The sequence below is a fragment of the Fulvivirga sedimenti genome, assembly GCF_020328055.1.
On the sequence record NZ_JAIXNE010000001.1, the window covers coordinates 1,057,020 to 1,077,791 of the forward strand.

A 20,772-nucleotide genomic window follows, 5' to 3' on the forward strand; every position below is an offset into this window, starting at 1 on the left:
CTGATTAAACCTCAGTTACCGAAACCAGGTGGCTTACTTTATTAATCATACCTTGGATCTGAGGAGTCAGCTCCACCTCAACAGTTCTGTTGATCTTGCCCAAACCGAGCGCTTCGATCGTTCTTTTCTGGCGTTCAGGCCGTCCAATGGTACTGCGAACCTGTGAAATTTTAACTTTTGACATCTTCTTACCCGTTAAAAACTTTCGACAATGATATACCTCGCTGACGTGCCACAGTATACGGATCACGCATGGATGTAAGCGCATCAAATGTCGCTTTTACCACGTTGTGAGGGTTACTGGATCCTTTTGATTTCGCAAGTACATTATGTACTCCGGCACTTTCAAGAACCGCACGCATCGCACCACCCGCAATTACTCCTGTACCAGGGGAAGCAGGCTTCAGCAACACATATCCACCACTATATTTTCCATATGCCTCATGAGGAACTGTTCCATTGATGACCGGAACCTTCACAAGATTCTTTTTAGCATCATCAATTCCCTTTGTGATCGCATCAGTTACTTCGTTTGCCTTTCCAAGTCCGTATCCAACTACACCGTTACCATCTCCTACTACAACGATGGCAGAAAAACTGAACCTTCTACCACCCTTTACCACTTTGGCAACACGCTTTATGGCTACGACCTTTTCCTTAAGATCGATTTCACTGGCTTTTACTGATCTAATATTGCTTTCAGACATATCTTTTAAAATTTAAGGCCTCCCTCACGTGCACCGTCAGCCAGTGCCTTCACCTTACCATGATACAAATATCCGTTACGGTCAAACACAATTGATTCAATTCCACTGGCCACTGCCTTTTCAGCAAGCTTCTTTCCTACTGCCTGTGAAACTTCTACGTTTGACTTTTCCTGACCCAACTCCTTTGAAGAAGCAGAGATCAGTGTATGACCTTTTGTATCATCAATAATCTGGGCATAAATGCCTTTATTACTCTTGAATATGGTCAAACGAGGACGTTCGCTGGTTCCGCTGATTCTGCGGCGTACACCACGCTTGATCCGGAGTCTTCTGTTTAATTTATCGAATGCCATGGCTCTTATTATTTAGCGGCTTGTTTACCTGCCTTACGTCTGATCTGCTCACCGACAAATCGGATACCTTTTCCTTTGTAAGGCTCTACCTTTCTTAATGATCTAATCTTAGCTGCAACCTGTCCGACAAGCTGCTTATCAATACCCTGAAGTGTGATAACAGGATTCTTACCTTTTTCCGTTTCAGCACTTACTGAAAGTTCCTCAGGTACTGCAAGCCAGATGTTGTGTGAATATCCCAGGCTCAATTCCAGCACATTATTCTGAGCGGAAGCCTTGTAACCAACACCCACCAGTTCCATCTTCTTGGTGTATCCGTCTGTAACACCTTCGACCATATTGTTGATCAGTGAACGGTATAAGCCATGCATCGCTTTGTGTCGCTTCTGCTCGCTAGGACGCTCAACTGTCAGCTCTCCCTCATTTTCAACCAATTTGAAGGAAGGGTCTATCATTTGTGACAACTCCCCTTTCGGACCTTTCACTGTAACTTCACCAGATTTCTGGTCGAAGGTATAGGAAATGCCGGAGGCAAGTTTGATTGGTTTTTTCCCTATTCGTGACATTTCGTTTCTCTATATTAATATACGTAACACAATACCTCTCCGCCGACGTGCTCATTCCTCGCTTCTTTGTCGGTGATCACTCCACGGGAGGTCGACAGAATAGCAATTCCAAGTCCGTTCAATACACGGGGTAATTCTTCCGCATTGGAGTACTTGCGCAAGCCAGGCTTACTGATACGCTCCAGGTGCGTAATGGCAGGCTGCTTTGTCTCCATATCGTATTTCAATGCAATTTTAATCTTGCCCTGATTGTCAGGAGTATCTTCAAATTTGTAATGAAGAATATATCCCTTCTCATGCAGCAATTTGGTCATCTCCTTCTTCAAGTTGGAAGCAGGGATTTCCACCACCCTATGCCGTGCTTTGATGGCATTCCTCAAACGGGTCAAATAATCTGCTATCGGATCTGTCATTGTTCTATGTTTCTAATAGTAAAATTGCAACCCTGCCGAAACAGGCCTGCAAAGATACATAACTATTTTTTCGATTGAAAATAAAAGAGAATCTTTTTACCAGCTCGCTTTGGTCACTCCGGGGATCTTTCCATCGGATGCCATTTCGCGAAATGTTACCCTGGAAATTCCGAATTTCCGCATGTAACCTTTCGGACGACCGGTGAGCTTGCAGCGGTTATGAAGGCGAACAGGCGAAGCATTCCGGGGAAGCTTATCAAGACCTTCGTAATCACCTGCTTCCTTAAGAGCTTTGCGCTTAGCCGCATATTTTGCTACCAGCTTTTCTCTTTTAATTTCTCTTGCTATAACTGATTTTCTAGCCATAATATATTTCTAGTTTTTACCGCCGGCGAAAGGCATACCAAATGCTTTCAACAGCTCGTAACTTTCTTCATCCGTCTTGGCAGTGGTCACAAATGTGATATCCATACCATTGATACGGTTTACCTTATCAATACTAATTTCAGGGAAGATGATCTGCTCCTTTACACCCAGGGTGTAATTTCCACGTCCATCAAATCCTTTGTCGTTGATCCCACGGAAATCGCGAACCCGCGGTAATGCAACAGACATCAGACGATCCATGAATTCATACATCTTATCTCCGCGCAGTGTTACACGGGCACCAATCGGCATTCCATCGCGCAACTTAAAGTTTGAGATTGATTTCTTCGAAATCGTAGGAACCGCTTTCTGACCAGTGATCACTGTAAGCTCTTCCACTCCAACATCCACAAGTTTCTTATCTGCAACTGCAGCACCGATACCTTTATTCACACAGATCTTGGTGATCTTGGGAACTTCCATGATCGACTTGTACTGAAACTTGTCCATCAGGGCCTGAACGATCTCGTTCGTATACTTATCTTTTAATCTCGGATTAGCCATTTTTAATAAATTCTCCGGTTTTCTTAGAATATCTCTGAAGCTTGTTATCCTTGTTCGGCTTGCGTCCAACACGTGTTGCTTCACCGGTTGCAGGATCTACCACCATCAGATTACTGATGTGAATAGAAGCTTCTGTTTTTTCAATGCCTCCTTCGGGCTTGGTGGCAGAAGGTTTCACGTGCTTGGTAACAATGTTAACACCTTCTACAAAGGCACGTCGCTTCTCACGATTTACCTCCAGTACCTGGCCCGTCTTGCCCTTTGAGTTTCCGGAAATAACCTTTACGGTATCTCCTTTACGTATGTGCAGTTTAGGCTGTTTGTTATTCGTTCTTTCCATGGTCTTATAATACTTCTGGCGCTAAAGAAACAATCTTCATAAATTGTTTTTCACGCAATTCACGTGCAACGGGTCCAAAGATACGTGTACCTCTTGGCTCATCATTCGGGTTCAGCAATACAGCAGCATTGTCCTCAAAGCGGATATACGATCCGTCTTTACGACGTACTTCCTTCTTGGTGCGCACGATAACTGCCTTAGAAACTGTTCCCTTCTTCAGGTTTGAAGAGGAAAGGGCCGACTTCACCGTTACAACAATTTTGTCACCCACGGAAGCATACCGCTTACCGGTACCTCCCAATACACGGATACACAGAACCTCTTTGGCTCCACTATTATCCGCGACATTCAATCTAGATTCCTGCTGTATCATGGTTATTTAGCCTTTTCAATGATTTCAACTAATCTCCAACGCTTGTTCTTGCTCAAGGGACGGGTCTCCATAATACGAACAGTATCACCGATTCCACATTCGCCCTTTTCGTCGTGAGCCATAAACTTGGTAGTTTTATTCACAAACTTACCATAGATAGGGTGCTTCTCTTTACGGTTTACCACAACGGTGATGGTCTTATCCATCTTGTTGCTGGACACCTGCCCTACTCGTTCTTTTCTTAATCTTCTGGACTCCATTTACTAGTTATTTAGCAAGTTCTTTAGCTCTTAATTCAGTCTGCAACCGGGCAATCAGTTTCCGGGTGTCCCTGATTTTCATAGGATTTTCAACGGGTGAAATCGCGTGAGCGAATTTCATCTTATCGAAAGCCTCCTGCTCACTGGCAAGTTTCTGCTTCAGCTCATCCAGGCTTAACGCACGTATTTCTGAATTCTTCATGATTTCTATTGTTCAACGTAATCTCTACGTACTACAAATTTTGTTTTAATCGGCAGCTTTTGCTGTGCCAGGCGCAGTGCTTCCTTCGCCAATTCAATGTCTACGCCACCTGCTTCGAACAGAATGGTTCCGGGGCGAACAACAGCTACCCAATATTCCGGAGCACCTTTACCCTTACCCATACGAACCTCAGCAGGTTTCTTTGTAACGGGCTTGTCAGGGAAAATCCGAATCCAAACCTGGCCTTCACGTTTCATAGCACGGGTCATCGCGATCCTCGCTGCTTCAATCTGTCGTGAAGTAATCCATCCCGGCTCAAGTGCCTTAATTCCAAAAGCACCAAAAGCAATCATGTGACCGCGCTGTGCAATACCTTTTACACGGCCTTTCTGCTTCTTTCTGAATTTTACTCTTTTCGGCTGTAACATAATGCTATATCTTTATCGCCCTTCGGCTGAATTCCTTATTTATTACGTTTCCTTCTGGGTCCACCCTGCTGATTGTCCCGACGACGACCACCACGAGGTCCGCCTGCGCCCGGTCCGCCAGCGTTGCTACTCATTCCAATATTCGGAGAGAGATCACGCTTTCCATAAACCTCACCCTTGAAGATCCATACTTTGATACCGATCTTACCATAAACAGTATTAGCCTCACTAATGGCGTAATCGATATCCGCACGCAAGGTGTGCAAAGGAATACGTCCTTCCTTGTACTGCTCGGAACGGGCCATTTCAGCACCACCCAAACGACCGCTTACCTTGATCTTGATTCCCAGGGCACCCACACGCATTGCAGAAGCAATAGCCTGCTTCATTGCACGACGATAGGAGATACGGGCTTCAAGCTGCTGTGCAATCGAATCACCAACCAGTTTGGCATCCAGCTCGGGACGTTTGATCTCAAAAATATTGATCTGAACATCCTTGCCGGTGAGCTTCTTCAATTCTTCCTTGATCTTATCAACCTCTGAACCGCCTTTTCCGATTACCACACCCGGACGAGCCGTATGGATGGTAAGAGTGATTCTCTTCAGCGTACGCTCAATGATCACTTTCGAAATGCCGCCCTTAGGGATACGTGCATCAATGTATTTGCGGATATTGTGATCCTCAACAAGCTTTTCAGAGAATGTATTTCCTCCGTACCAGTTTGAGTCCCATCCCCTGATGATTCCAAGTCTTAACGCTATCGGGTTTACTTTCTGTCCCATTATATCTTATTATTCTTCGTTATTATCTTCCGTTGTCGATGCCTCGGCAGCATTTCTGCTTTCCAGGATGAGTGTTACGTGATTTGAACGCTTACGAATTCTGTGCGCACGACCCTGCGGTGCAGGACGAAGACGCTTCAGGATCCGGCCACTGTCTACACGAATCTCTTTCACATACAGATCTGCATCTTCCAGATCGATATCCTCATTCTTCTGCTGCCAGTTGGCAATCGCTGAAAGCAACAGCTTTTCCAGACGCGCAGCTCCCTGCTTTGGTTCGTATTTCAGAATATTCAGGGCTCGGTTAACCTGCTCGCCACGAATTAAATCAGCCACCAGTCGCATCTTACGCGGTGAAGTGGGTACGTTATTAAGTTTAGCTACAGCCTCCATAATTATCTCTTGCCTTTATCTTTCTTACCGACATGTCCCCTGAAGTTCCTGGTGGGAGCAAACTCGCCGAGTTTATGTCCTACCATGTTCTCAGTTACATATACCGGAATAAATTTATTTCCGTTGTGCACAGCAAATGTGAAGCCCACGAACTCAGGAGAGATCATTGAACGGCGTGACCATGTCTTGATCACGGATTTCTTTCCAGAATCATTCATGGTCTCTACTTTCTTTTCGAGACGGAAATCTATATAAGGTCCTTTTTTTAGTGATCTAGCCATTATTTCTTCTTACCTCTGCTTATAATTAGGTTATTAGAATACTTCTTAGGTGAACGCGTCTTCTTACCTTTCGCGTACAGTCCCTTACGTGATCTGGGGTGTCCTCCGGATGCCCTTCCTTCACCACCACCCATCGGGTGATCAACAGGGTTCATCGCAACACCACGTGTGCGGGGTCTTGAACCCAACCAACGGTTACGACCTGCCTTTCCAAGTGTCACGTTCATGTGATCTCCGTTCGATACGGTTCCTACTGTAGCCATACACGTGGTAAGAACACGACGTGACTCCCCTGAAGGAAGCTTGATAGTCGCATATTTACCCTCACGTGCCACGAGCTGACAGTAAGACCCGGCGCTTCGTGCCATTGCACCGCCACGTCCGGGCTTCAATTCAATGTTGTGTACAATTGTTCCCAATGGAATTTTACCGAGGGGAAGCGCATTACCTACCTCGGGAGCTACGTTCTCGCCAGAAACAACGGTCTGACCAACCTGCAATCCCTCAGGGGCAATGATGTATGACTTCGCTCCGTCAGCGTAGAACAACAACGCGATCCTCGCCGTACGGGAAGGATCATATTCAATAGCCTTCACCGTTGCCGGTACATCGGTCTTGCTTCTTTTAAAGTCGATAAGGCGGATCTTCTGCTTGTGACCACCACCAATGTAGCGCATGGTCATCTTACCGCTGTTGTTACGTCCACCGCTCTTCTTACGGGTCACAACCAATGCCTTTTCCGGCTCACTCTTCGTGATCTCGGTAAACATAGGAGCGACTCTGTAGCGCTGTCCAGGAGTAACCGGTCGTAATTTCTTAACTGCCATTTCTTCCTAACTTTTAAATTTCGCTGTAAAAATCAATTACATCCCCGTCCTTCACAGTAATGATGGCCTTCTTGTATGAAGGGCCTCTTCCTGAAATGACACGGGATTTGGTATACCGCGTTTTCTTCTTACCCAGGTAGTTCATGGTATTTACATCCTCTACCGTTACGCCGTACATCTTTTCTACAGCCTTTTTGATCTCCACCTTATTGGCTTTGCGGTCTACAATGAAACCATACTTGCCCTTTTCATTGAGCGCAGAGACTTTTTCTGTTACTACGGGTTTTATTAGTACGCTCATGATTTCTTATTCAATAAATTATCGATCTTTTCAATCGAGCTCTCGCTCAGGATCAGATTGTCAGCATTCAATACATCGTAGGTATTCAATGAATCTGCCAATACAATCTTGGTGTTCTTCAGGTTTCGCCCAGACAACACCACATTCTTACTGTTCTCACCCAAAACAAGCAACGTCTTCTTGCTGTCAAGTGCCAGTGCTTCGAGCAACTTGATGTATTCCTTTGTTTTCGGAGCTTCAAAATTGAAGTCCTCAACAATCGCAATACCACCATCCTGTGCTTTATAGGTAAGAGCCGACTTGCGTGCAAGTTCCTTCAGCTTCTTGTTCAGCTTGAAAGAATAATTACGGGGCTTCGGACCGAATACACGTCCACCACCTTTGAATACAGGCGACTTGATGCTACCCGCACGTGCTGTACCCGTACCCTTCTGCTTCTTAATCTTCCTGGTAGATCCACTGATCTCCGCACGTTCCTTCGACTTGTGCGTTCCCTGACGCTGATTTGCCAGGTACTGCTTCACATCTAAATAAATAGCGTGATCGTTGGGCTCGATATTAAACACCTCCGCAGAAAGCGTAACCTTGCGGCCAGTATCTTCACCCGTATATTTTTTAACTGAAATATCCATTATTTCTCAAGTATTACGATTGAATTATTTGCTCCGGGCACAGATCCACTGATCAAAACAATGTTCTGCTCAGGAATAATCTTCATTACACGCAGGTTCACCATCTTTACACGATTGTTCCCTGTACGTCCCGCCATTCGCATACCTTTGAATACACGTGCCGGATAAGAAGCTCCACCGATTGAACCCGGTGCACGCAACCTGTTGTGCTGGCCGTGTGTACTCTGACCAACACCACCGAAACCATGACGCTTCACTACGCCCTGAAATCCTTTACCCTTGGACTGACCAATGGCATCCACGAAATCTCCTTCAACAAATACATCGCCCACACGAACTTCCTGACCTAACTGGATCTCTCCGTCAAATTCCATTCGAAAATCGCGGAACTCAACCACTTCCCGCTTGGGAGTAGTGTTCGCTTTCTTGAAATGTCCTAACAGCGCCTTGGGTACATTCTTCTCTTTTGCTTCTCCAAAAGCAAGCTGTACCGCCTTATAGCCATCAGTCTCTTCATTCTTAACCTGTGTGATCACACAGGGACCAGCTTCTATAACCGTGCATGGAACATTTTTTCCAGCGGCACTGAATATGCTAGTCATACCGATTTTTCTTCCTATAATACCAGACATTTTCTAATCTTTATAAGCGTAGTTGTGCTAACCCTTCTACAGTTTTTCCGCAAAAGGACTGCAAAGATAGTAACTAAAAGTAAGTTAACAAATAGTGCCTTGTAAATTTTTCCGCCTGAGAGGCTGAAAAGATGCATTTAATTTTTGAGTCCTGCTTCCCGCTGAATTTTGCCGCATCCGGACATAAAAAATTCTAAACCTCCTCTAAAATATTTCCATCAGCACATTCAGCGACCGGATTTCCTTTAATCCCTCCACATGATGCCGGTAGAAATCAAGAATGTGCGACAGAATAGTCCGCCGCAAAGAACGGCCAAGTATGAGCTCTTCCCCATAATTGATGTCCATCAACCGGCGGATCACAGGCACCTCCTCCGCACTGAAATCCAGCATAAACCCCGGAGATGAATCCAGCCCAAAGCCCAGAAAGCGCGATAACTTTACCAGAAACTGAAGATGGAAGTTCTGAAAATTATCATCCAGCTCGTCAAACACCAGCATCGACTGCTCCAGAAAAAGATAAAGGTCTTCCGATGGACCTTCCTCCCGAACGCATTTATAAAGCACTTCCGACAGGAATAATGAAATACCCGCCTTGCGAACATCATACGGAATGGTTGAATAGGGATGTGAACACCGCATCTCGGAAAGCCGCTGAATGTCTGAATTCTCCTTATGGGTGACAACCAGGTCCAGAAGTGTGAGCGGTTGCAGCAGCGCCATACGCCCCTTTCCCTTTTTCCCGCTCCGGATGCCATTGATGATATAGGTCTGCACACCAAAGCGGGATGTGAACACCTTCGCAATCACCGACGTTTCACGGTACTTAAAGAATTTGAATACGATGCCGCTGGTCTGATGTATCATTAGTTGATCACAGCAATTTTCCCCACGTACGACTCCTCTCCATCTGCCGAGGCACTGAACACGAGATATATCCCCGTTGTATTGCTGCGGGCGCGTACAGGCCAGGTGGCAGTGCCTCCATTGGCCTGAGTCTGATAAATCAACCGGCCACTGATATCGGTAATCTTTACAATGGCATCCCTGGCCAACCCCGAAATAGCTACGTCACCCCGGAAGGTTCTCAAAACCGGATTCGGAAAGACCTTAACATCCTCGTGCTTCCCTTCACTTTCGGTCGCGTCACTTCTGAATGATGCAATGCCCGCCTCCGTCAGAAAAAACACCTCACCGGACACATCGTCAATCGCAATATCAAGAATCACATCTGATGGAAGGGGTGAGTTTTGGGTGGTAAAATGAACAATCAGATTGTCAGCCAGCGGATCAAAAAGCCAGGCACCCTCATCCGTTCCCATCCATTTCCGGTTTCCACCATCCACCGCAATGGCATATACCTCACGGTCAACCAGCAACGGCCTGCCGTCAAATACCGGCTCCACGGCATTGATGGATCCATCCAGATTTCCGGGATTGAATAAAAGGCTTACACCCCTGGCTGTTCCGATCCAAAGAAAACCATCCCGGTCTGTTGCCGCGGCAAAGACATTCCGCGATGCCAGGCTGCCCTGATCTGTTTGCTCCGATATATAACGTGACGTTGCATCCGACAAATTATATCCTAACATACCGCCTCCGCGGGCAGGTGGAATTATCAACCAGGCGACTCCGCTGGCCAGTGTGAACGACAGCGCCGATCTTGCAATTACCGGCAAGAAAGGATAAGCCGTCCAGCTTTCACCGTTAAAGCTCAGTAAAGGTGTTGCTGAAAGATAATTAAGCATGAATAATCCGGCATTAGCCGAAACCAGCTGAGGAATGATTATGTCCGAATCCCGGGCCGGAACGAGCGGACTGTTCGTGTCATTATAAAGAACCACAGATCCTTCCGATACCTGCAGAAGTCCCTTGCCGGATGATGCAAGGTACGTCGCCTCCGGCGCATTCACTCCGTCGGTAATATCGGTAAATCCGGGGTAACCCATATTTTCCCAAATCCCTGATCTGAAAACAGAATACCCGAGGCTATTATTTAAGGGCAGGACCTGACTGCTGTAGCCGCCAGGGAAAGCTATCAGTTCACCCCTGGAATACCTGAGACCAAACATATTCGACTGTACGGGTCCGGATGGTGAAAAGGATGAAAGCGCACCATCTCTGTCGGAAAGCAATCCTGCCCGCGAATCGGCAATCCACCAGTTCCCCGACTGATCAAGCAACCCATCCCGCACTTCTGTAATTGGTGATTCGCTGATTTCATCCAGTACTTGCCCGGTCTCATCTACAACCTCCGCCTTGGCAAAGGAAAAAACGAGTAGTTGCCCGTTATATGTGTCAATGCCCTTATACAGACCTTCCTGCAGAAACGCCTGCGATTGTCCGCCGACATATTTATATATGGTATCCGATGATTGAAAATACAGCACTCCGCCTGTTGTTGTCACCTTCTTAAGTTCTTCGGGCAACGTATTGCGCTTCCAGTTTTTGTAATCTGCAGGATCGACTCCGGCCAATGCGACTGCCTGCCAGCCATCCGGTGTCACCGCTACCAGGCTGTCGGAGTAAACCGCCAGGTCCCGAACGGCAACCTGACTGGCCAGAGAACCAATTTCACGGTAAGTAGCCCGCACATTCTTTGCCGATAAGTCGAAATCCAAAATACCGTAGTCGGTACCAATAAATGCCAGTTCCCCCACAATCTCAATCGCATTGACTGCCCTGGAACCCACGACCTGGGAGTTTGTGGTAAAATCAACATTAACGATCTCCCCGTTCTCAATGATGTCCATATTGCCGGAACGGTATCCAATCAGAAGCCTGCTGCCTGACGGATCAAAGGCGAGTACTGAAATATCAACTCCCTGAAGACCATCAAGGGTTGAATACTTGACGATCTCACCTGAAGACTTTTCAACTGAGAATAAACCAACATCAGAAGCTGCGAAGATCCGGGAGGTGGTTTCCTCAACTTCCAGGACCCGGGAATAAGAAAAATGTGTTCGCCAGGTACCCAGTGGAATATCCTGACCATGTACGCCAAGGGAAATTAGTATGACCCCGATAAACCACAGGTTTTTCACTTATTGTTCCGTTTCCTCATATCTTCCATAAAACTCTTGCGGCTTCTGGCCTCGTACTGCTGCTTGCTACCCAACATGACCGTAGATTCATCCTCGGCAAGACGGTAGGAAAAAGAAGCCAGTTCCCCGGTCTTGGCGCAAATGGCATGCACTTTGGTAACGTACTCGGCGACTGCCATGAGCTGCGGCATCATTCCGAAGGGTTTGCCTTCATAGTCCATATCAAGCCCGGCCACAATCACCCTCTTTCCGGCATTAGCCAGTTTGTTACAAACATTCACGATCTCATCATCAAAAAATTGCGCCTCGTCGATGCCAACCACATCACATTCGCCTGCCAGGAGAATAATATCATTGGCAAAATCTACGGGTGTTGACCGGATTGTTCGCTCATTATGTGAGACTACATCGGCATCATGATATCGTTTGTCAACCGCCGGTTTGAATATTTCCACATGCTGACCCGCAATTATTGCACGGTTCAGCCGGCGAATCAATTCCTCGGTCTTACCGCTGAACATGCACCCCGATATTACTTCAATCCAGCCTGCACGACCGGTTTTTCCCATATGTGGCTCAACAAACATCGCTGTAAATTAAACGAATTCCTTTCTTTATTCATATCTGTAAACAAGGTGGGGTAACTGGTTGGCCGGAGGAACTTCGATAGTAACATCACCCAGGCAGCGTGTCTGACACGCAAGACGCTGTCTGCCGGAAAGTTTGCCGTCTTCCAGAAATCGCTTTTCGACCGGGGTAAGGGGCGAAAGAGCGTCCATTCCTGCCTGCACATTAAATGCACAGGTGGTGCATCTTCCCTTCCCTCCGCAGGCATGCATCCAATCAATAAAATTTTCCTGGAAGGCCAATAGGATTGACTGGTTTCCAGGTACTTTCACTTTTTTCCCCGCGAGGTTTGAAATAGTTATTTCCGGCATAATTCCTTGTTCAGATTCAAAGGTACGTGCAAACGCACTGGCAGCAAAGTCAAATGCAATACAGAATAATCATTTTAACGATCACCATATTTTTCCGGGCTTCCAATAAATCACAGATGATTCCGTTTTTTATAACGATAAGTATTTATTCCATATTCGTTAACTTTAAACTGGATCTCAAAAATTGTTGAAATGGATAGCAGTATCAGAAGAGATGTCATGAAGGATTACAGCAAAAGGTTCGCTAACAAGGTGGCCGATGACTTTTTTGCTGATCATGAAAAAATTGCGAGCAAGGATGTAATGAATGTTCAGGAGATCAAGCAGGTGAATCTTTTCGTGGTAAAAAATCTGTATGACCAGTGGCAACGTGAGTCAGACGAACTCCGGAGTCCATTTTTTGATTACTCATCGCCAGAGATTAAAGAGGCGATGCAGGTTTTCATGAACAAGCTTTCACACCATATTTCGCTGAACAGGAAGACATATGGCGAATTGCTGGAAAAATCGACTGAGGAGACCTTACTCCTTATCTTTACGCCGTATGATTTCTATTTCCGGTTACTGAGTGAATACGACAAGGATGAAATCCCTGTTTCCTATCTTTCCTATGTCTTGAAATATGTAAAGATCAACCCCCATATACTGCGCAACATCCTGGAGATCATCGCGGAAAGAAATCTTGAGAAAATTGAAAAGGGCCAGATCAACGAACTTCTCGATAAATCACTCGAGCGCACCGCTGAAAGCCCGGAAGACGTAGAGCAGTATATCGAAAAATTCTCGGGATATGTATCGTTGAGCCTGGAAGAGATTTACGGAGAAGATAAAAAAAAGGAGATCCGCAAAGCACCGGATCAAGCTGAAGAGAAAAAGAAGGAAAAGAACACGGGACATAAACCTACCCTGAATGATCTTCTTCAGAAGGATGAAGTGCCCACCCTGGCAGATATTCACAGAAGAGCCAAAATTGAAGACATCAAAAAAAGCCTCTCCATCAATCAGCGTTTTATGTTTGTGAACACATTATTTAACGGAAGTGAAGAAGCATTCGAGAGGACTGTAGAGCATATTGAAAGTGTCTCAAACTCAGAGGAGGCTATATCATTCCTCACCCATAAATTCACAAACTGGGACCATGACAGCGAAGAGGTATCCGAATTTATTCAGCTTATCAGAAGGCGTCACTCCTAGTGGGTAAGTACCTGCATCCGGTGCGCGTCGAGCTTCAGAAAAATAAATAACAGGATTGTAAAGGCCCACAGAGACGATCCTCCGTGACTGAAGAAGGGCAGCGGAATACCCACCACCGGGAATAAACCGATGGTCATACCAATATTTACCGCAAAGTGGAAAAAGAGAATACATGCCACGCAGTAGCCATAGACACGGGCAAAACGCGATTTTTGTCTTTCGGCAAGGAAAATCACACGCAGCATCAGTGCAACGAACAGGCCGATCAGAATCAGGCTTCCTATCCATCCATGTTCTTCTCCGATTGTACAGAAAATAAAGTCAGTGCTTTGTTCCGGCACATAGTCATATTTCGTCTGGGTCCCGTTCAGGAATCCCTTTCCCGAGAAGCCACCACTTCCTATTGCAATTTTAGACTGAAGCACATTGTATCCGGCGCCACGGGGATCCGCTTCCGGACCTTCGATAAGCGTGAGTATCCGATTTTGCTGGTGAGGTTTGAGCACACTATTAAAGACATAATCAACACTCATGATTACGCCTGCTACCATCAGTCCGCCCGCCACAATAAAAGCGATACGTTTAAAAGTTTTCTTTCCGATCAGGATCAGGAATGTGACCAGCACACCAATGCCTACATAGAGATACACATGTTGCGGAACCAGCATCGTAAGAAAAAAGATGAAAGCCATGATCACGCCCATGATGATCAGGAAGGGTGACATCCCTTCACGATAGAAGACAAGGACAAATGCGGAAAAGACCATGGCTGTACCCGTATCTCCCTGCAGTACAATCAATATCGCGGGTACACCAATAATTGCGAAGACAATAAGTTGATCCCTTAGTTTATCCATTCGGAATCCCGAACTGCTGATCACTTTACTCACCGCCAGCGCAGTGGCAAATTTCGCGAACTCGGAAGGTTGAAGCCTGAACGATCCCAGTTCAAACCAGGATTTAGATCCTGCAACTTCTCTTCCAAAGAGCAGAACGAAAATAAGTATGGCGATGACCGCACCGTAAATCACCAGGGCAAAAGTATCGTAGAACCTGAAATCTATTACCATGATCATTACGATCAGGACAATTGAACCCAGGATAAAAAGAAACTGTCTTCCACTATTCAATTCCGGGCTGAAAATACTCTGAACCGCACTTTCGTTGTAAACAGCCGCATAGATATTCATCCATCCTAACAGCACGATCAGGAAAAAAAGGCTGACGGTCAGCCAATCCATTTGATTTACTATGCTCTCTCTACGGGTCATACTATAAAAATTCTCCTTTCTTCACATACGCCTCGATATTCGGTCGCTGTGTCTGACCTAGTAAATATTTCTCAATCATCAGGCTGGCGATGGCAGCTGCAGCCCTGGCTCCCTGCCCTGCGTCCTCCACATATACAGAAAGGGCGATTTGCGGATTTTCCCGTGGCGCGAATGCGATGAATACGGAGTGATCCGGTAAAGGATCATTCTGCACCGTACCAGTCTTTCCACATACAACCACATCCCGAAGCTTTGCCCGGTACTGGCCTGTTCCCGATTCCACTACATTGGCCATGGCCTCCACGGCTACTTCAAAATATTGGGGATCGACAGTAGTAAAATGCTTCTCCTGAAATGCTTCCAGCGGTTTGCCGGATTCTCCCACCGAGCGGACCAGGTGAGGGGTATAATAAAATCCACGATTGGCCATGATCGCCGCAAAATTTGCCATTTGCAGGGGAACAACGAGGTTCTCTCCTTCACCGATCGCAATCGAATAAATATTGGAATATTTCCAGGGCCTGTTATTATAGGCACGGTCGTAATATGCCACACTGGGCACCATTCCTGTCTTTTCATTGGGAAGATCTATTCCCAGCTTATCTCCCAACCCAAAACTCTCGATATGTGTATGCCACTTTTCCAGCCCGATACGTGTATCCTCAAAAGGATCCTTGGATATCTCCCGGTTCACGACGCGTTTCATCACATTGTAAAAGTAAGGGTTACACGAATGTGTGATTGCGCCAACCAGATCCTCGTAGGAATGCGGACCGTGACAGCCGATGATACTTCTGTTACAGGCAATCCTTGTTGAGGGAGTAATCACACCTTCCTGCAATGCAACAAGCGCCTGCATGATCTTAAATATGGATCCCGGTCTGTACTGTGCCATGAGCGGCCTGTTGAAAAGGGGCTTCATGGTATCCTGGCTGATCGCACTAAAGTTTTCACTGTAGTTGCGTCCGGTTAGCAAATTGGGGTCGTAAGATGGGCCGGAAACGATGGCAAGAACTTCTCCGGTAGCCGGCTCAATGGCCACAATACTTCCCGACTTGCCTTCGAGAAGCATTTCTCCGTATTTCTGCAGGTCGATGTCAATGGTAGAATATAAATTCTGACCGGGCTCCGATGGAATATCAAGATTTCCATCATCATACGGTCCCATATCTACGCCGTGAACATTTTTCTTTTTGAATTTAACCCCGCGTTTACCCCTTAGCTGATTTTCATAATAGAGTTCAATTCCGCTCTGACCGATGTAATCTCCCTGCTGATAATAGCTGGAAGTATCGGATTCAAGCTTGCGTTTACTGATCTCTGAAACGTATCCCAGCGCATTTGCCATGATCGGCTCGGTATAAGCCCTGGTTGTTCTTGACTGAATATTAAACCCCTTGAAATCTACCAGGTAATCTTCGCTTTTGGCGAGGTCGACATTCGATAACTGCCGGATAAAAATGGAAGGTTTTCGCCACGAGTATTTCTTGGCAACAGCCATCTTTTCAACAAACTCTTCGGTTGTAATATTGAATATTTTACAGAAAAGAGCTGTATCGAGATCCTGAACATCATTTGGAACAACGGTCAGGTCAAATTCAGGGGTATTATAGACCATCAGCTTCCCGTTACGATCATAGATAAGACCCCGATACGGATATTCCACCACACGCTGCACAACGTTATCTGTTGCTGCAAGCGCATACCGTTCATCAACGACCTGAATCGAAAACAGTTTGATCAGGTAGATGACCGCGATCAACACGATGACTGCCGGTATTACCAATTTTCTACTGCTGTTCATAAACCTCTCTTCGCCGAATAAAATAAAATCTGTGATATAAGCAGAGCCACCACCGTAAAGAGTGTTGACATCAAAACCTTCATCATTGTGAACCCGAACAGATGAAACCCGGAGGCTTCTGTGAAAAACAGGATCAGATGATGCAAAAATACGAGCGGCACCATGTACATCATGAACCATTGCCACCCGCTGGAACGTATCGAAGGAACCATCCCGGAGTCATATCCGCCCTGAGGCGTGATCAGATTCAACCAGATGTTCCTTACAAACATTATGAACACACAAGCTGCCGCATGAATTCCCAAACTATCATAAAAAATATCAATGGCAAATCCGGTAACGAATCCAAGCAGCATCAATAACGGCCTGTTGGTCTCCAGGGGAAGAAACAACAGGAACCCTACATATATAAAACAAAAAGACTTATCAAACAGCACAACATTCCGCAGAAAAATTACCTGCACAAGCACATAGGCAAAAAACGATATCACCTGGAATATGATGCTTCGATTAGTCATAAAGTTCGTTTGCGGCCTCCTTAACCCCGCTGGCCAGTTCTACAGAATCCTGTTCATTCCTCAGAACATTCCGCACCAGGTATACATAACTTATCTCATTCAGGTCGGCTGCCAACTGCATATCAATGTCATACCAGGGTGAATTATCCTGCAAATTGACATTTCTGATGACGCCTACGGGTATATTTTCCGGGAAGATTGCATTGTACCCGGAAGTTACCACGGTATCTCCCACCATTGGCTGAACGTGGCGGGGAACAAAGGAGAGGGTCGCCACATAGGGGTCTGTTCCGTCCCATTGGGTGGTACAAAGGTCTCCTGTTCGTTTGATCTTTGAGGATATCCTCATATCCGTATGAAGTATGGATGTAATAACGCTGAATCGCCTGGACGTAGATTTCACCTTCCCTACCACCCCATCGGCATTCATTACCGCCATATCAGGTCGAATGCCATCCTGCTCACCCCTGTCAATGGTAATGAAGTTCGTGAATCGTCTGGTGGAGTTGTTAATTACCTTGGCCGGAATATATTCGAACTGGTTCAGATAGGTGCGATCCTGCAGACGTGTCCGGTCCATCGGATATATACTTTGTGAGATTTGCTGAAGCTCCATTTTCAGGCGGGCATTCTCCCGTGCGAGCTCCTCGTTCACTTCACCCAGCCGGAAATACTCAGATACACCCTGTGAGGTCTGCATCATACCAGCTACAAGCTTGTTGGAAGAATTGAAGAAACGGGCGCCCTGGTATTGATTATTCTGTACGATCAGCCAGATACACAGGATTTCCAGGAATATAAAAATCAGGAAAGCCCGATACTGATACAGAAAAATGAATAATCGTTGCATTTACTACATAAATACCCGTTAAAAAAATAAATACACTGGGCAAAAGCCTGTCAGGTCATCAATACTGCTTTGAATGAATTCAGGTTCTTCAACGCATGACCTGTGCCCCGAACAACCGCCCTTAACGGATCTTCAGCCACATGAATCGGTAATTTTGTTTTCAGAGCCAGACGCTTGTCAAGACCCCGCAGCAAGGCGCCTCCACCTGTGAGATGAATCCCGTTGTCATAGATATCCGCAGACAGCTCTGGCGGGGAGATCTCAAGTGCCTTCAGTACAGCTTCCTCAATTTTTGATACCGATTTATCAAGCGCGAATGCAATTTCAGAATAGGATATTTTGATCACCTTGGGGATACCGGTCATCAAATCTCTCCCACGAATCTCATAATCCTCCGGCCCGTCGTCGAGCTCCGTTAACGCCGACCCAACTTCAATTTTAACTTTTTCCGCAGACCTTTCACCGATGAGCAGGTTATGCTGCCTGCGCATGTAATCAAGAATATCGCGGTTGAATGTATCACCTGCGGTACGGATTGACTGATCGCATACAATTCCGGACAATGCAATCACAGCAATTTCAGTCGTTCCACCTCCAATGTCTACGATCATTGAGCCTACAGGCTGTTCAATATCTATTCCAATACCAATGGCAGCCGCGATGGGCTCATGAATCATATAGACTTCCTTTGCGCCGGCATGTTCAGCTGAATCCCGTACTGCACGTTTTTCAACTTCAGTAATACCCGATGGAATACAGATGACCATTCTATGGGATGAGGGGAAAAACTTTTTACCACTGTCGATCATCTTGATCATACCGCGGATCATATGTTCTGCAGCGTGGAAGTCGGCGATTACTCCGTCCTTTAGCGGACGAATGGTTTTAATATTCTCGTGGGTTTTTTCATGCATCTGCATGGCTTGTCTTCCGATGGCAAGAACTTTATTGGTGTTCTTGTCTATCGCAATGATCGAAGGTTCGTCGACAACGATCTTATCACGGTGAATAATTAAGGTATTTGCAGTGCCCAGATCAATCGCAATATCACTGGAGAAAAAATCAAACAATCCCATATGTAGTCTGAATCAAAAAGTTAGTCCGTCGCTTGGCGACCGGAATTTACAAATTTGTTTTATTTAAAAACCCCAAATAAAGTTTTTTTTAATGTTTAAAATGCCGTATTCCTGTGAATACCATAGCCATGTCATTTTTATCACAAAATTCCACCGAATCTTTGTCCCTCACCGAACCGCCCGGCTGGATGATGGAAGTGATGCCTTCCTGATGCGCTATTTCCACGGAATCGGCGAAAGGAAAGAAGGCATCTGATGCCATAACCGATCCTTTCAGGTCAAATCCAAATACTTTCGCCTTCGCAATTGCCTGTTTTAAAGCATCAACACGCGAAGTTTGTCCGACGCCACTGGCCAGCATCTGACCATTCCGAGCCAGCACTATAGCATTTGATTTAGTATGCTTGCAAATTTTACTCGCAAAGATCATCGCCTCCATTTGTGCCTCATCCGGAATTTTACGGGTAACCACCGTGAGATCTTTCTGCGCGTCAGTTTTTAAATCCCTGTCCTGCTCAATGACCCCATTCAGAAGACTTTTGAACTGTTTCTTAGTTCCTAATACACCTTTTTGACGGAGAATTATTCGATTTTTCTTACCACAAAGGAGTTCCAGTGCCTCCGGAGTATAATCCGGAGCGATCAGGATCTCGAAGAAAAGATCATGCATTTTTTCAGCAGCTTCCTGGTCAACGGTACTGTTGGTAACCAAAATTCCCCCGAAAGCTGAAACCGTATCTGCCGCAAATGCTCTTTCATAGGCTTGCGCTACAGAATCCCCTGTAGCAACCCCGCAGGCATTCGTATGTTTTATGATCGCGAAGGCGGTATCCTGGAATTCTTCAATTAATGAAACTGCCGCATCCACATCCACCAGATTATTAAATGATAGCTCCTTGCCATTCAGTTGATCAAACAGTTCTGAAAGAGGCCCGTAGAACGCGGCCTTCTGGTGGGGATTTTCTCCGTAGCGCAGCGCGCGCGACGGTCCGGCTGAAATACGAAATTTCTGATCCGGCTCACCACCAGTGAAATAATCATGAATGGCAGTGTCATAATGGGAGCTTACCCGAAATGCACGCGTGGCAAAGGACATCCGCTGCTCAAGTGTGGTGCCACCTTCATTGGCTGCAAGAATCTCGGCAACCTCTGCATACTGATCTCTTGAGGAAACGATAAGGACATCCCTGAAATTCTTTGCTGCGCCGCGGATCAGTGAAATTCCCCCGATGTCAATCTTTTCAATGATCTCGCTTTCACTGGCGCCGGAAGCAACCGTCTCTTCAAAAGGATAGAGATCAACAATAACCATATCGATGGCAGGTATGTCGAACTCTACAGCTTGCCGTAAATCCCCTTCGTCGGATCTGCGGTGAAGAATTCCGCCGAATATCTTCGGATGAAGCGTCTTTACCCGTCCGCCGAAAATTGAGGGATAGGAAGTCATGTCTTCAACGGCGGTTACCGGAACATTGAGCTCTTCGATAAACCGCTGAGTCCCCCCGGTTGAGTATATTTTTACATTGTGCTCTTCCAGCAACCTGATGATTGGCTCCAGACGGTCTTTGTGATAAACGGAAATAAGTGCGGACTGAATCTTTTTAACGGACATTGTTGATTTTGGGTATTCCTTGAAATTGAAATTGACCGGTTA

General features: G+C 46.0%; 30 protein-coding genes. 1 reads left to right on the top strand and 29 read right to left on the bottom strand.

The features are described 5' to 3' along the window. Positions 1-4: 4 nt before the first annotated feature. The 23 genes from rpmD to LDX50_RS05030 form a co-directional block, all read right to left on the bottom strand. The gene (rpmD, locus tag LDX50_RS04920; protein ID WP_225697292.1) at positions 5-184 is read right to left on the bottom strand and encodes a 50S ribosomal protein L30; all 180 of its coding nucleotides are present in this window, start codon (positions 182-184) and stop codon (positions 5-7) included. Positions 185-188: 4 nt separating this feature from the next. Continuing rightward, the gene (gene rpsE, locus LDX50_RS04925) at positions 189-707 is read right to left on the bottom strand and encodes a 30S ribosomal protein S5 (protein WP_225697293.1); all 519 of its coding nucleotides are present in this window, start codon (positions 705-707) and stop codon (positions 189-191) included. 5 nt (positions 708-712) lie between these two features. After that, entirely contained in the window at positions 713-1,060 is a 348-nt protein-coding gene (gene rplR / locus LDX50_RS04930; RefSeq protein ID WP_225697294.1) for a 50S ribosomal protein L18, read from the bottom strand. 8 nt (positions 1,061-1,068) lie between these two features. Then, a complete protein-coding gene (gene rplF / locus LDX50_RS04935) occupies positions 1,069-1,626 on the bottom strand; it encodes a 50S ribosomal protein L6 (RefSeq protein WP_225697295.1) in 558 nt (185 codons plus the stop codon). A 14-nt stretch (positions 1,627-1,640) separates the two neighbouring features. Beyond that, entirely contained in the window at positions 1,641-2,039 is a 399-nt protein-coding gene (gene rpsH, locus LDX50_RS04940) for a 30S ribosomal protein S8 (RefSeq protein ID WP_225697296.1), read from the bottom strand. Positions 2,040-2,135: 96 nt separating this feature from the next. After that, positions 2,136-2,405, bottom strand: a complete 270-nt coding sequence (gene rpsN, locus LDX50_RS04945) for a 30S ribosomal protein S14 (protein ID WP_225697297.1) — start codon at positions 2,403-2,405, stop codon at positions 2,136-2,138. Positions 2,406-2,414: 9 nt separating this feature from the next. Next, complete coding sequence (gene rplE, locus LDX50_RS04950) at positions 2,415-2,969, bottom strand: 50S ribosomal protein L5 (protein ID WP_225697298.1); 555 nt, start codon at positions 2,967-2,969, stop codon at positions 2,415-2,417. Further along, on the bottom strand, positions 2,962-3,309 hold the full coding sequence (gene rplX / locus LDX50_RS04955; RefSeq protein ID WP_225697299.1) for a 50S ribosomal protein L24: 348 nt from the start codon (positions 3,307-3,309) through the stop codon (positions 2,962-2,964). Before rplX ends, rplE begins: the two co-directional genes overlap by 8 nt. A gap of 4 nt (positions 3,310-3,313) precedes the next feature. After that, complete coding sequence (rplN, locus tag LDX50_RS04960) at positions 3,314-3,682, bottom strand: 50S ribosomal protein L14 (RefSeq protein ID WP_225697300.1); 369 nt, start codon at positions 3,680-3,682, stop codon at positions 3,314-3,316. 2 nt (positions 3,683-3,684) lie between these two features. Next, a complete protein-coding gene (gene rpsQ / locus LDX50_RS04965; RefSeq protein ID WP_225697301.1) occupies positions 3,685-3,942 on the bottom strand; it encodes a 30S ribosomal protein S17 in 258 nt (85 codons plus the stop codon). Between the two features lie 7 nt (positions 3,943-3,949). After that, on the bottom strand, positions 3,950-4,144 hold the full coding sequence (rpmC, locus tag LDX50_RS04970) for a 50S ribosomal protein L29 (protein WP_225697302.1): 195 nt from the start codon (positions 4,142-4,144) through the stop codon (positions 3,950-3,952). A 5-nt stretch (positions 4,145-4,149) separates the two neighbouring features. Further along, positions 4,150-4,572: a 50S ribosomal protein L16 gene (gene rplP / locus LDX50_RS04975; RefSeq protein ID WP_225697303.1), complete on the bottom strand. Its 423-nt coding sequence runs from the start codon at positions 4,570-4,572 to the stop codon at positions 4,150-4,152. Between the two features lie 35 nt (positions 4,573-4,607). Beyond that, a complete protein-coding gene (gene rpsC, locus LDX50_RS04980; protein ID WP_225697304.1) occupies positions 4,608-5,357 on the bottom strand; it encodes a 30S ribosomal protein S3 in 750 nt (249 codons plus the stop codon). Between the two features lie 9 nt (positions 5,358-5,366). Then, positions 5,367-5,750, bottom strand: coding sequence for a 50S ribosomal protein L22 (gene rplV / locus LDX50_RS04985; protein WP_225697305.1), 384 nt, complete (start codon positions 5,748-5,750; stop codon positions 5,367-5,369). Positions 5,751-5,752: 2 nt separating this feature from the next. Then, positions 5,753-6,031, bottom strand: coding sequence for a 30S ribosomal protein S19 (rpsS, locus tag LDX50_RS04990; RefSeq protein ID WP_225697306.1), 279 nt, complete (start codon positions 6,029-6,031; stop codon positions 5,753-5,755). Beyond that, positions 6,031-6,858 carry a 50S ribosomal protein L2 gene (rplB, locus tag LDX50_RS04995; RefSeq protein WP_225697307.1) on the bottom strand — a complete coding sequence of 276 codons (828 nt, stop codon included), beginning with the start codon at positions 6,856-6,858 and terminating at the stop codon, positions 6,031-6,033. The genes rpsS and rplB overlap by 1 nt, the downstream gene beginning before the upstream one ends. 13 nt (positions 6,859-6,871) lie before the next feature. Then, positions 6,872-7,159, bottom strand: a complete 288-nt coding sequence (gene rplW / locus LDX50_RS05000; protein WP_225697308.1) for a 50S ribosomal protein L23 — start codon at positions 7,157-7,159, stop codon at positions 6,872-6,874. Then, entirely contained in the window at positions 7,156-7,791 is a 636-nt protein-coding gene (rplD, locus tag LDX50_RS05005; protein WP_225697309.1) for a 50S ribosomal protein L4, read from the bottom strand. Before rplD ends, rplW begins: the two co-directional genes overlap by 4 nt. Further along, on the bottom strand, positions 7,791-8,423 hold the full coding sequence (gene rplC / locus LDX50_RS05010) for a 50S ribosomal protein L3 (RefSeq protein ID WP_225697310.1): 633 nt from the start codon (positions 8,421-8,423) through the stop codon (positions 7,791-7,793). The genes rplD and rplC overlap by 1 nt, the downstream gene beginning before the upstream one ends. 204 nt (positions 8,424-8,627) lie before the next feature. Continuing rightward, entirely contained in the window at positions 8,628-9,290 is a 663-nt protein-coding gene (gene recO, locus LDX50_RS05015) for a DNA repair protein RecO (protein ID WP_225697311.1), read from the bottom strand. Beyond that, a complete protein-coding gene (gene porZ, locus LDX50_RS05020; RefSeq protein ID WP_225697312.1) occupies positions 9,290-11,467 on the bottom strand; it encodes a type IX secretion system anionic LPS delivery protein PorZ in 2,178 nt (725 codons plus the stop codon). The genes recO and porZ overlap by 1 nt, the downstream gene beginning before the upstream one ends. Next, positions 11,464-12,054, bottom strand: a complete 591-nt coding sequence (locus tag LDX50_RS05025; protein ID WP_225697313.1) for a thymidine kinase — start codon at positions 12,052-12,054, stop codon at positions 11,464-11,466. Before LDX50_RS05025 ends, porZ begins: the two co-directional genes overlap by 4 nt. A gap of 27 nt (positions 12,055-12,081) precedes the next feature. Next, complete coding sequence (locus tag LDX50_RS05030) at positions 12,082-12,405, bottom strand: 2Fe-2S iron-sulfur cluster-binding protein (RefSeq protein WP_225697314.1); 324 nt, start codon at positions 12,403-12,405, stop codon at positions 12,082-12,084. 192 nt (positions 12,406-12,597) lie between these two features. Between LDX50_RS05030 and LDX50_RS05035 the strand changes: the two genes are divergently transcribed. Beyond that, positions 12,598-13,599 carry a hypothetical protein gene (locus LDX50_RS05035; protein WP_225697315.1) on the top strand — a complete coding sequence of 334 codons (1,002 nt, stop codon included), beginning with the start codon at positions 12,598-12,600 and terminating at the stop codon, positions 13,597-13,599. On the opposite strand, the gene rodA is transcribed toward LDX50_RS05035, so the two are convergent. The 6 genes from rodA to purH all read right to left on the bottom strand — a co-directional run bounded on the left by rodA (position 13,596) and on the right by purH (position 20,730). After that, positions 13,596-14,870: a rod shape-determining protein RodA gene (rodA, locus tag LDX50_RS05040; RefSeq protein WP_225697316.1), complete on the bottom strand. Its 1,275-nt coding sequence runs from the start codon at positions 14,868-14,870 to the stop codon at positions 13,596-13,598. The genes LDX50_RS05035 and rodA overlap by 4 nt on opposite strands. 1 nt (position 14,871) lies before the next feature. Next, entirely contained in the window at positions 14,872-16,674 is a 1,803-nt protein-coding gene (gene mrdA / locus LDX50_RS05045) for a penicillin-binding protein 2 (protein ID WP_225697317.1), read from the bottom strand. Then, a complete protein-coding gene (locus tag LDX50_RS05050) occupies positions 16,671-17,192 on the bottom strand; it encodes a Rod shape-determining protein MreD (RefSeq protein ID WP_225697318.1) in 522 nt (173 codons plus the stop codon). The genes mrdA and LDX50_RS05050 overlap by 4 nt, the downstream gene beginning before the upstream one ends. Next, complete coding sequence (gene mreC / locus LDX50_RS05055; RefSeq protein WP_225697319.1) at positions 17,185-18,042, bottom strand: rod shape-determining protein MreC; 858 nt, start codon at positions 18,040-18,042, stop codon at positions 17,185-17,187. Before mreC ends, LDX50_RS05050 begins: the two co-directional genes overlap by 8 nt. Before the next feature lie 50 nt (positions 18,043-18,092). After that, complete coding sequence (locus LDX50_RS05060) at positions 18,093-19,118, bottom strand: rod shape-determining protein (protein WP_225697320.1); 1,026 nt, start codon at positions 19,116-19,118, stop codon at positions 18,093-18,095. A gap of 88 nt (positions 19,119-19,206) precedes the next feature. Further along, a complete protein-coding gene (gene purH, locus LDX50_RS05065) occupies positions 19,207-20,730 on the bottom strand; it encodes a bifunctional phosphoribosylaminoimidazolecarboxamide formyltransferase/IMP cyclohydrolase (RefSeq protein WP_225697321.1) in 1,524 nt (507 codons plus the stop codon). Positions 20,731-20,772: the final 42 nt, after the last annotated feature.